Here is a 10,346-nt window from a genome sequence, read left to right as displayed (position 1 = left end):
ATGGACTTCACGCTCACCGAGGAGCAGCAGGACTTCCGCGCCCTGCTCCGCACGTTCGTCGACCGCGAGATCATCCCGGTGGCGCGGGAGTGGGAGCACGCCGGGCGGTACCCGACGGAGATCGTGCGGGGCATGGCCGAGATGGGGCTGTTCGGCATCACCGTGCCGGAGGAGTACGGCGGCCTCGACCTCGACCCGGTCTCGTTCGCGCTGGTGTTCGAGGAACTCGCCCGCGGCTGGATGGGCATCGCGGGCATCCTCGGCAGCCACTCCCTGGCCTGCCGGATGATCGCCATGCACGGCACCGAGGAGCAGAGGCGGGCCTACCTGCCCGACCTCGCCACCGGTGCCCGGCGGACCGGCATCGGCCTCACCGAGCCGGACGCCGGCACCGACCTGCAGGGCATCCGCACGACCGCCCGCCTCGACGGCGACCACTACGTCGTCAACGGCACCAAAATGTGGATCACCAACGCGCGGTACGCCGACCCGCTGCCGGTGCTGGTCAAGACCGACCCGCACGCCACGCCCACGCACACCGGCATGAGCGTGCTGCTCGTCGACGCGACGCTTCCGGGCTTCCAGGTCCTGCGGGACATCCCGAAGCTCGGCTACAAGGGCACCGAGTCCTGCGAGATCCTCCTCGACAACGTGCGGGTGCCGAAGGAGCAACTGCTCGGCGGCGTCGAGGGCGTCGGCCTCAAGCAGGTGTTGTCCGCCCTGGAGTGGGGCCGGGTCAACATCGCCGCGCGGTCGGTCGGCATCGCGCAGCGCGCCCACGACGAGGCGCTGGCCTATGCCCAGCAGCGCAAGGCGTTCGGCAGGCCCATCGCCGAGTTCCAGGCGATCCAGCTCAAGCTCGCCACCATCGCGATCCAACTGCAGGCCGCCCGCCTGATGGCGTACTGGGCGGCCGACGCGGTTCGACGCGGTCGCGCCGACGGGCAGACCGGAATGGCCAAGGTGTTCTGCTCGGAGGTCGCCCTGGAGGCGGCGATCGACGCGATGAAGGTGCATGGTGGCTACGGCTACTCCACCGAGTTCGAGGTCGAGCGCCTCTACCGGGATGCGATCCTGATGAGCATCGGCGAGGGCACGAACGATGTCCTGCGGACCGTTGTCGCGAAGGCGCTCGTACGCGGCGAGGTGACCGTCTGATACTCCCGTGGCCCGCGTAGCCGGTCGCCGCGCGGGCGGCGGCCCGCGCAGCTCCGGCGTGCGGGCCAGGCTCAGGCGGGGAAAGCGCCCGCCCGGAGCAGAGCACCGGCGAGGTGCTTGCCGAGTTTCCGTTCCAGCCAGGAGACGGCCGAGGTGAGTTCCTCCAGGTCCAGGCCGGTGGGCTGCCCCATCCGGTCGAAGAGGTAGACGAGATCCTCGGTGGCGACGTTTCCGGTCGCCGCCGGTGCGAACGGGCAACCGCCTGCTCCGCCGATGCTGGCGTCGAGGGTGGTGACGCCCGCCTGGACCGCCGCGACCGCGTTGGCCACGCCGGTGTGCCGGGTGTCGTGCAGGTGCAACCGCAGCGGTGTCCGGGATTCGGTGACCTCCCGGGCGAGCGCCAACCGAGCGGTGACATCGGAGGGTACGGCCACCCCGATGGTGTCGGCGAGAGCCAGTTCGTCCGGACCAGCGTCGCGCACCCGGGTGAGCACCTCCCGCAGCCGGCTCAGCGGGACCTCACCTTCGAACGGACATCCGAACGAGGCACCGATGGTCACCGTCGTGAACACCCCTGCCGCGCGGGCCGCCTGCACCAGAGTCGCCGCCGTGTCACCGGCCTGGGCAGTGGTCATGCCCTGGTTACGGCCACAGAAGGTGTCCGTGGCCACGACGACGACGTTGATCTCGTCGACGCCTGCGGCCAGGGCCCGGTCCAGGCCGCGGTGGTTCATCACCAGGCCCGCGTACCGGACGCCCTGGTGTCGGGGAACCGCGGCCATCAGCTCGTCCGCGTCCGCCATCTGCGGTACGCGGGTGGGGTTGACGAAACTGGTCACCTCCACTCGCCGGGCTCCCGCTCGTACCGCCCGCTCGATGAGCTCGATCTTGTCGGCGGTGCTGAGTAGCGTCGCCTCGTTCTGCAGGCCGTCGCGGGGCGAGACCTCGATGATGTCGATCATGGCTGTCATCGTTCCTCCGACAGGTACGCGACGGCACTGGCCTCGCTGATCACCTCGGCGTACTTGGCTTGCAGGTCGGCCAGGCTCGCCTCGTGCGGGCCGGTGGCGCGGTCCGCCACCGCCTCCCGGACCACCAGCGGAACGAGACCGTGCTGGATCGCGTCCACCGCGGTGGCACGGACACAACCGCTCGTGCTCACGCCGACCAGCACGACGGTGTCGATGCGCCCCGCCCGCAGGGTGGACGCCAGCGACGTGCCGAAGAACGCGCTGGCGTACTGCTTGACCAGCACCAGTTCATCCTCGGCGGGGGAGACCTGCGGCATCAGTTCCCCCATCGCGCCGCCGCCTCCGAAGAGCTGCCGAAGGGCGGTGACCTTCCGCACGAACAGGCCTCCGTCGACACCGCCTGGCCCGTACGCGACGCGTGTGTGCAGCACGGGAAGGCGGTGGTCGCGGGCCGCGGCGATGACCCGGCCAGCCGACTGCAGGCAGTCCGCGGACGGCAGGCACAGTGGGCTGGCCGGGTCGAAGTAGGCCCGCATCAGGTCGATGACGAGCACGGCGGGACGGGGGCCGGGCAGGAGCGCGCCCCCGAATCCGTCGTCGCTGCTGTCCGGCACGGTGCTCATCGGGCGACGGGCGGCCGAGGTGCGGGAAGACCGGTCTCATCCAGGCACCGTTCCAGGATGGTTTCCATCGGCGGACCCATGTCGAAGGTGGGCAGTGGGTCCGGGCGTCCGTGGCGCAACTCGGCCCGCGACTCCTCGGTGGCCGCGACGTCGACGGTGCCGGCCTCGTCGCAGACCACGCCGAAGCGGCGGGCCCCCTCGGGGGTGACCAGGCCCCGGCGGACCTCGAGGCCGACGAGTTCCGGGTCGCGGGCGAGCGGGTCACCCCACCCGCCGCCACCCCAGGTGACGAAGTGCAGCAGGTCCCCGGGAGCCACGGGTACGTCGTGCACCTTGCTGCCCAGGATCTCGGTACCGCCGTCGGCGCGTTCGAGCCACTTGCGGCCGCGGGCACCGGGCTCGCCACCGTTGACCCCCCACGGATAGGTGAGCCAGCGGTCGTCGTGGATCGCGATCGTGCCGGCCTCCAGGAACCGGTAGGCCACGTCGACGCCGTTCCCGCCGCGATGGAGCCCGGCGCCACCGGTGTCCGCGATGGTCTCCCAGCGCTCGATGCGTAGGGGGTAGTAGGACTCCAGGTACTCGCACGGGATGTTGACGAACGACGGCCACAGCGAGTGGCCGTCGGGGCCGTCCCCCAGCGGCCGGCCGGGGATCCCGCCGAATCCGATCGAGTACAGCTGGAACCACTCGCCCTTGCGCTCGCCGGGCCCGTAGGTGCCCGAATACATGAAGTGCGGCGACGACGAGAAGCCGGCGGCGTTGAGCAGCCCGGGGTTCGTCTGACCGAGCAGGCCGCCGAACAGGTCGAACACGCGACCGATGCCGTGGTTGCGCGCGTTGAGGGCGGCCGGGTACTTGGGCTTCCAGAACGAGTCGTCGGGGATCGTGACGTCGACCAGCGGGTAGAAGCCGTCGTTCCAGAGGATCTGCGGGTCGGCGACGGTGATCATGTAGATCCCGAAGAACATCCGGACGAGGTTCTCGTTGATGTAGTAGTTGATCGGGCCCTGCGCCTGCGGGCTGCTGCCGGTGAAGTCCAGCAGCACCTTGTCACCGGTACGGGTCAGGCTGAGCTTGAGCTCGTAGGGGCCGTAGCCGAGGCCGTCGTCGCAGATGTAGTCGGTGAACGACAGCGTCTCGCCCTCCTTGAAGACCGCGTGGAGCAGGATCTTCATGGCCCGGTAGTTGCGGTCCAGGAGCTGGTCGAGCGCGGAGTTGTAGGTGTCCACCCCGAACCGGGCGCACATCTCCTGGACGCGCCGGGAAGCGGTCCGGCAGGCCGCGACGATTCCGTTGAGGTCGGCGCGGTTCCAGTCGGGCTTACGCACCTGGTTGAGGATGATCCGCAGGGCGTCCTCGGCGAGTACGCCCTTCTTGTACAGCTTGAAGGGTGGGATCACCACGCCCTCTTCGAAGATGGTGCGGGCATCGGTCGGCATCGACGCCGGCGACTTGCCGCCGACGTCGGACATGTGCCCGAACATCGCCGACCAGCCCACGATGCGGCCCTCGAAGAAGATGGGCAGCACCACGAGCCAGTCGTTCGCGTGGCTGATCGCCGCGCCGCAGGAGTACGGGTCCGACGTCAGGAGGACGTCGCCCTCCTCGATGTCGCCGTCGAAGTTCTCCAGGAAATCGGGGATGGACAGCCCGAACTGTCCCACCATCATCTTTCCCTCGGGGTTGGCGATCAGCGGGAACTCGTCGTGCTGTTCACGGATCCCCGGCGACAGCGCGGTCCGGAAGAGCACCTCGTCCATCTCGTAGCGGGCGTTGCGCAGCCCGTTCTCGATCAGGTCGAGGGTGACCACGTCGACATCCACGGAGCGAAGTGGTCCGGTAGCGGTCTCGATGAGGCGTGCCATGGTCAGTTCTCCCTGTGGGTGTCGACGGGGCGGATGAGGAGGCTGCCGCTGGGATGCACCGCCGCCGTGTGTCCGGGCAGCACGAGGGTCGTGGAGTCCATCTCGGTGATGATCGCCGGACCGGGCACGACGTTGCCCGCCCGCAGCAGGGTCCGGTCGTAGATGCCGGCTTCGACCTCGGCGCCCTCGACCCAGATGCGGTGGTGGGTCCGCAGCGCGGGGCTCGGGTCCGCGTCACCGTGCTCAAGTTTGGGCGCGGCGACCTCGGGCCGGGGACCGTGCGCGGTGGCCCGGACGGTCACCAGCTCGTGTTCGGCATCGAGAACGAAGGAGAACAGTCGCTGGTGATCGGCGTCGAACGCCGATCGCAGGGCCGTGAGCCCACCGCCGGTCCCGTCGAAGGCGTCGATGTCGATGGCCACCGGGATCTCGAAACCCTGTCCGTGGTACCGCAGGTCGGCGGAGTAGACGACGCGCTGCTCCTCCTCGGGCACGCCCTGCTCGCTGAGCGTGGAGCGCGCCTTGGCCGCGAGTTCGGTGAGTACCGCGCGCAGGCTCTCGTCGGTCATCTCGTTGAAGCGGCGCACCAACGTCCGCACCGACTCGTCGCGCAGGTTGGTCGTCGCGTCGCCGTAGGCGCACAGCACTCCCGGCGACGGCGGAATGATCACCGGCCAGGCCCCGGTCAGTTTGCCGAGGGCGTTGGCGTGCAGCGGACCGGCGCCACCGAAGGCCACCAGCGCGTAGTCGCGCGGGTCGAAGCCCTGTTGCACCGACACCAGCCGCAACGCCCCGAACATGTTCTCGTTGACGATGTCGATGATGCCCGCGGCGGCGGCCTCGACCGACTTCAGCCCGGTGGCGTCGGCGATCGATGTCACCGCCGCTCGTGCCGCCGCCCGGTCCAGCGTGATCTCGCCACCGGCCAGATCGGTGGGCAGGTAGCCGAGCACCACGTTCGCGTCGGTCACCGTTGGCTGGTCACCGCCCGCCGCGTACGCGGCGGGACCGGGTGCGGCGCCGGCGGACTGCGGCCCGACGCGGAGCGCCTGGGTCAGCGGCGGTACGTGGGCGATGGACCCGCCCCCGGCACCCACGGTTCGTACGTCGACGGAGGTGGCGCGGACCTTGAGGTCCCCGACGGTGGTTTCCCGACCCACCCGCGGCGTGAGCCCCTGAACGAGGGCGACGTCGGTGGAGGTGCCGCCCATGTCGAAGGTCAGGAAGTCCGGGTAGCCGGCCTGCTCCGCCACCCAGGTCGCGCCGGTCACCCCGCCGGCGGGACCGGACAGCAGCAGGTTCACCGGCTTGTCCGCGGCGACGGCCGCGGAGACCAGACCACCGTCGCTGCGCAGGATGCACAGCCGGCCGTCCACCCCGGACTCGCGCAGCTGCGCCTCCAGGTTCGCCACGTAGCGCGCCACCTGCGGCTGCACGGCCGCGTTCGCGACGGTGGTGATGGTCCGCTCGTACTCGCGAAGCTCCGGCAACACCGAGGACGACAGCGACACGGGTACGCCCGGAAGCTCCTCAGCGGAGAGTTCGGCCACGCGGCGCTCGTGCTGCGGGTTGGCGTAGGAGTTGATCAGGCTGACGCTCAACGCCTCGATGCCCTGCGCACGTAGCTTGCGCAGCTTCGCACGGACGTCAGCCTCGTCGAGTTCGGTCACCACCCCGCCGTCGGCGCCGATCCTGCCGACGACCTCGACGGTGTCCTCCAGGGCCGCCAGCGGCTCCGGCTTCGGCCAGATGATCCAGCCGGCGAGACCACCTGGCACGAAGGACCGGGCGATCTGGAGCACCTGCCGGAAGCCGTCGGTGGTGACCAGCCCGACCCGGGCGCCCTTGCCCTCGAGAATCGCGTTCGTGGCGACCGTGGTGCCGTGGAACACCTCAGCGATCTCCGACATGGGCACGCCGGCGGCCTCGCAGGCCCGCTCGATGCCACGCAGCACCCCGATGGACTGATCCTCGGGCGTGGAGGAGGTCTTGGCCCGGTAGGTCTCTCCGGTCGCCTCGTCGATCAGCAGGATGTCGGTGAACGTTCCCCCCACGTCCACGCCGAGTCGGTAGGTCATGGTTCCTCCTCAGATGACGCCGGCAGAACGCAGCGACGCCATCGCGTCGTCGCCGAGCCCCAGCAGGTCGCGATAGATGTCCTCGTTGTGCTCACCGAGTTCGGGGCCGACGTGCCGGACCCGGCCCGGGCTCTCAGAGAGCTTGGGTACGACGTTGTGCATGGCGAACTCACCCAGACCGGGATGGGTCAGCCGGACGATCGCCTCGCGCGAGGCGAAGTGTGGGTCCTCGAGCATGTCCCTGGCCCGGAAGATGCGGCCTGCCGGAACGCCATGGGCGTGCAGCCGTTCGAGCAGCTCGTCGGACGCGATCGTCGAGCTCCATTCGGCGACCAGGCCGTCCAGCTGCTCCATCCACCGCCCTCGGGCGCCGTGGGTGGCGTACCTCTCGTCGGTGGCCAGCTCCGCCCGCCCCATCGCCTCGGCGAGCCGGCGGAACACCGTGTCCTGGTTCGCCGCGATCAGCACCATCTCGCCGTCGGCCGTCGGGTAGACGTTGCTCGGGGACACGTTGGGAAGGGTTGTTCCGGTCCGCTCCCGCTGGTAACCGGCGATCTGGTATTCGGGGATGAGCGACTCCATCATCGCCAGCACGGCCTCGTAGATGGCCGAGTCCACCACCTGGCCTCGGCCGGTACGTCCGCGCTGGTGCAGCGCCACCAGGGTGCCCAGGCAGGCGAACGTCGCCGCCAGCGAGTCGCCAAGGGAGACCCCGGCCCGGGCCGGGGGACGGTCCGGGTCGCCGGTCACGTACCGGATTCCGCCCATCGCCTCCCCGATCGATCCGTATCCGGCGCGTGACGAGTACGGGCCCGTCTGCCCGTAGCCGGTCACGCGGGTGACGATCAGGCCGGGGTTGATCTCCCACAGCCGCTCCGGGGACAACCCCCAGCGCTCCAACGTGCCGGGCCGGAAGTTCTCGATCAACACGTCGGCCCGCGCGATGAGCCGGCGTACCAGGTCCTGACCCTGCTCGGTCCGCAGGTTCGCGGTCACGGACTTCTTGTTCCGCGCCACCACCGGCCACCAGAGCGACTTGCCGTACGGCTTCTCGCGCCCCCATTGCCGCATGGGGTCGCCCTGACCCGGGTCCTCGACCTTGATCACCTCGGCGCCGAAGTCACCCAGGAGCTGACCGCAGAACGGCCCCGCCAGCAGCTGGCCGAGTTCGATCACCCGGATGTCGTCAAGCGGCAGTGGAGTGCTCATTCGTCCCTCAATCAGCGTCTCTTTGCATGCAATCGGCAGGCCTGTGACTGTGGTTACAGCTCGTTGTGGTCGGAAAGTAGGCTCCGGCCCCTCCGGGTGTCAATGGGCAACATGCAGATTGCATACAACCCACCGTGTTGCTACGGTGCCGAGCATCATGAGTGACCACACTCCGCCGCGGGAGGCCGACAACGGTCACGCCGCCGACGATGCCTACCGGCTGATCCGGGAACAGATTCTTTCCGGGCAGCGGGTGGCCGGTGAGTGGCTCCGTGAGGGCGAGCTGGCCGAGTCGATCGGGGTGAGCCGGACGCCCGTCCGGGAGGCGCTCAGACGGCTGACCGCAGAGGGGCTGGTCCGCCACGAACGCAACCGCGGCGTGCAGGTCCAGGCATGGAGCATCCACGATCTCGACGAGATCTTCAGCCTGCGGTCCGTGCTCGAGCCGTGGGGCTGCCGACTTGCGGCCACCACGGGCACCATCGACGTCGACGCGCTCGACGCGCTGGCCCACCGGATGGACGAGGTCGCGCCGGACGGACTACCGACCGATGTGGACGAGCTCACCGAGCTGAACAACCGGTTCCACCGGATGATCCTCGAGGCGTCCGACAACAGCCGACTGGCCGGCGTCGTCTCCTCGGTGATCCAGATGCCGCTCGTCTGGCGGACCTTCTCCCGGTACACCCCGGACGCGCTGCGCCGTAGCCTGGCTCACCACCACGAACTGGTGGCGGCTCTGGCTGCGCCCGACCCCGACTGGGCGGAGTCGGTCATGCGCAGCCACGTGCGAGCGGCATGGCATTCCATCCGACTGCGAGAGGGCCGCGACTAGCACGGCAAGGCAGTCGGTCAGGCGTGGTACGGGTTACTTGGCAGACAACGCGGCAAGGTCGGAGCCGGCGAGGGCATCGGACTGGGGTACGTGGGCGAGGTCGAGTTCGGCGAGCCCGAGTCGCCCGTACGCGGCGTGCAACGCGGCCACCACTGCACCCAACGCACCGGAGAGGTCCCCAAGCTCCGCGCTGTGCACGGCCGCCGCGGCGGCAGGCACGATCTCCCGCAGCCGGCCACCCAGCCGGCCGAGGTCGGGTTTGAGCGCGTGGGAGATGCCGCCGCCAAGGACGATCACCTCGGGTTCGTAGGCCACCACTGCGGCGGTGAGGATGATCAGCAGCGCCTGCTCGACGTACTGCTTCACCGGTGCCAGGCGGGAGTCGGTGGAGTGGAACACGTCGGCAGGGTTGTCGAACGGTAGGCCGAGGTCGCGGGCGCGGGCGAGGATGCCGGGGCCGCTGATGATCTGTTCGAGTGCGACTCCCAGCGGGCCGGCCGGCAGGTGCCCGAACTCGCCGACCATGCCGCTGCGCCCCCGGAACAGCCGCCGTTCGATGGCGACGCCGGCGCCGAGCCCGGCCCCGATGGTGAACATCACCGCGGTCTGCGCGTCGCGGGCCGCGCCGAAGCGCAGCTCGCCGAGGAGCGCGTAGTTGGAGTCGTTGTCCACCTCGATCCCGGTTCCCAGCCGCTTTTCCAGCAGCTGGAGGAACTCCGGGTCCTCCACCTGCGGGAGGTTCGGCGCGTTGGACACGGTGCGGTCGTGTTGCCGGACGGCGCCGGGTAGCCCCACCGCCACGGCGTCGAGCCGGTCCAGGTTGTCGCCGACGGTCTGCCGGATCAGGTCGGCCAGCCACTGGGCCAGCCGGGGGGCGTCGTAGTCGGCCGGAGTGGGGACGGTCCGGCCGACCAGTGGCGTGGCGGCGAGGTCGGCCACCACCAACCGGACGTTGGAGCCTCCGACGTCGACCCCGCAGACCACGCCCCGTCCGGCGGCGATCGCCACCCGGGTCGCCCGCCGGCCCCGGGTAGTGGTCGGGGCGCCATCGGTCTCGGTCAGCAGCCCTTCGTCGAGGAGTTGTTCGACGATGCGCGAGACGGTGGCGGGGGAGAGGTCGGTCTCCTGGCCGATGGCCGTGCGGGTCACCGGGCCGTGTGTCAGGACGTGGGACAGCACTGTAGAGCGGTTCGCGAGCCGAGGTGCTCGGGCTTCCACATCCACCTCCCGCTTTCTTTTCCGTCCGAATGTTAAGGCCGCGCCGCTGGATGGGCAACACCCGATCCCGTGCCAGTTCGGCGAGCCCCGCGTGCCGTTGCTGGTCGGCTCCGGACCGTTCGTGGCGCCAATGCCCTCACGCTGCCCGAAGAATATGGATTTATGGGGTCGAAGTGAGTGGACGGAATCTCTGACCAGCCTCTTGACGAACGTGAACGCCAGGTTAATACTTTCACCCTGAACGGAAATTGAGGCCGCCACCCCACCGGTACGCACCGGAACCCGGGGTGACGGCGCGGGTCCCTTGTCACGTGCCGTGCCGGTCGCGTCGGAACCCCCGTGTCAGTCCGGAGCCAGCGGTTCCGGACCCGTTGCTGTGGAGGGAA

At 69.8% G+C, this 10,346-nt stretch carries 8 protein-coding genes; 2 read left to right on the top strand and 6 right to left on the bottom strand.

Features of this window, described 5'->3' with window-relative positions; all coding sequences use genetic code 11:
• Positions 1 to 1,158, top strand: coding sequence for an acyl-CoA dehydrogenase family protein (locus ABZT18_RS03725; protein WP_354992236.1), 1,158 nt, complete (start codon positions 1 to 3; stop codon positions 1,156 to 1,158).
• Between the two features lie 71 nt (positions 1,159 to 1,229).
• Here the strand turns inward: ABZT18_RS03725 and ABZT18_RS03720 are convergent, their stop codons facing one another.
• The 5 genes from ABZT18_RS03720 to ABZT18_RS03700 are packed head-to-tail and all read right to left on the bottom strand — an operon-like array spanning position 1,230 to position 7,907.
• Entirely contained in the window at positions 1,230 to 2,129 is a 900-nt protein-coding gene (locus ABZT18_RS03720; RefSeq protein ID WP_354992235.1) for a hydroxymethylglutaryl-CoA lyase, read from the bottom strand.
• Positions 2,126 to 2,752, bottom strand: a complete 627-nt coding sequence (locus tag ABZT18_RS03715) for an isochorismatase family protein (protein ID WP_354992234.1) — start codon at positions 2,750 to 2,752, stop codon at positions 2,126 to 2,128. Before ABZT18_RS03715 ends, ABZT18_RS03720 begins: the two co-directional genes overlap by 4 nt.
• Positions 2,749 to 4,620, bottom strand: a complete 1,872-nt coding sequence (locus ABZT18_RS03710; protein ID WP_354992233.1) for a hydantoinase B/oxoprolinase family protein — start codon at positions 4,618 to 4,620, stop codon at positions 2,749 to 2,751. The genes ABZT18_RS03715 and ABZT18_RS03710 overlap by 4 nt, the downstream gene beginning before the upstream one ends.
• Positions 4,621 to 4,622: 2 nt before the next feature.
• A complete protein-coding gene (locus ABZT18_RS03705) occupies positions 4,623 to 6,698 on the bottom strand; it encodes a hydantoinase/oxoprolinase family protein (RefSeq protein WP_354992232.1) in 2,076 nt (691 codons plus the stop codon).
• Between the two features lie 9 nt (positions 6,699 to 6,707).
• Positions 6,708 to 7,907, bottom strand: a complete 1,200-nt coding sequence (locus ABZT18_RS03700) for a CoA transferase (RefSeq protein WP_354992231.1) — start codon at positions 7,905 to 7,907, stop codon at positions 6,708 to 6,710.
• A gap of 157 nt (positions 7,908 to 8,064) precedes the next feature.
• On the opposite strand from ABZT18_RS03700, the gene ABZT18_RS03695 reads away from it, so the two are divergent.
• On the top strand, positions 8,065 to 8,742 hold the full coding sequence (locus ABZT18_RS03695) for a GntR family transcriptional regulator (protein WP_354992230.1): 678 nt from the start codon (positions 8,065 to 8,067) through the stop codon (positions 8,740 to 8,742).
• 33 nt (positions 8,743 to 8,775) lie between these two features.
• Here ABZT18_RS03695 and ABZT18_RS03690 read toward each other — a convergent pair whose 3' ends face one another.
• Positions 8,776 to 9,921, bottom strand: coding sequence for an ROK family transcriptional regulator (locus ABZT18_RS03690; protein WP_354992229.1), 1,146 nt, complete (start codon positions 9,919 to 9,921; stop codon positions 8,776 to 8,778).
• Between the last annotated feature and the right edge of the window lie 425 nt (positions 9,922 to 10,346).

Origin of the sequence: Micromonospora sp. NPDC005291 (assembly GCF_040607415.1) — a bacterium.
Lineage (GTDB): Bacteria > Actinomycetota > Actinomycetes > Mycobacteriales > Micromonosporaceae > Micromonospora.
Note: the sequence above shows the minus strand (reverse complement) of the source record. Positions and strands in the feature narration are given on the sequence as shown.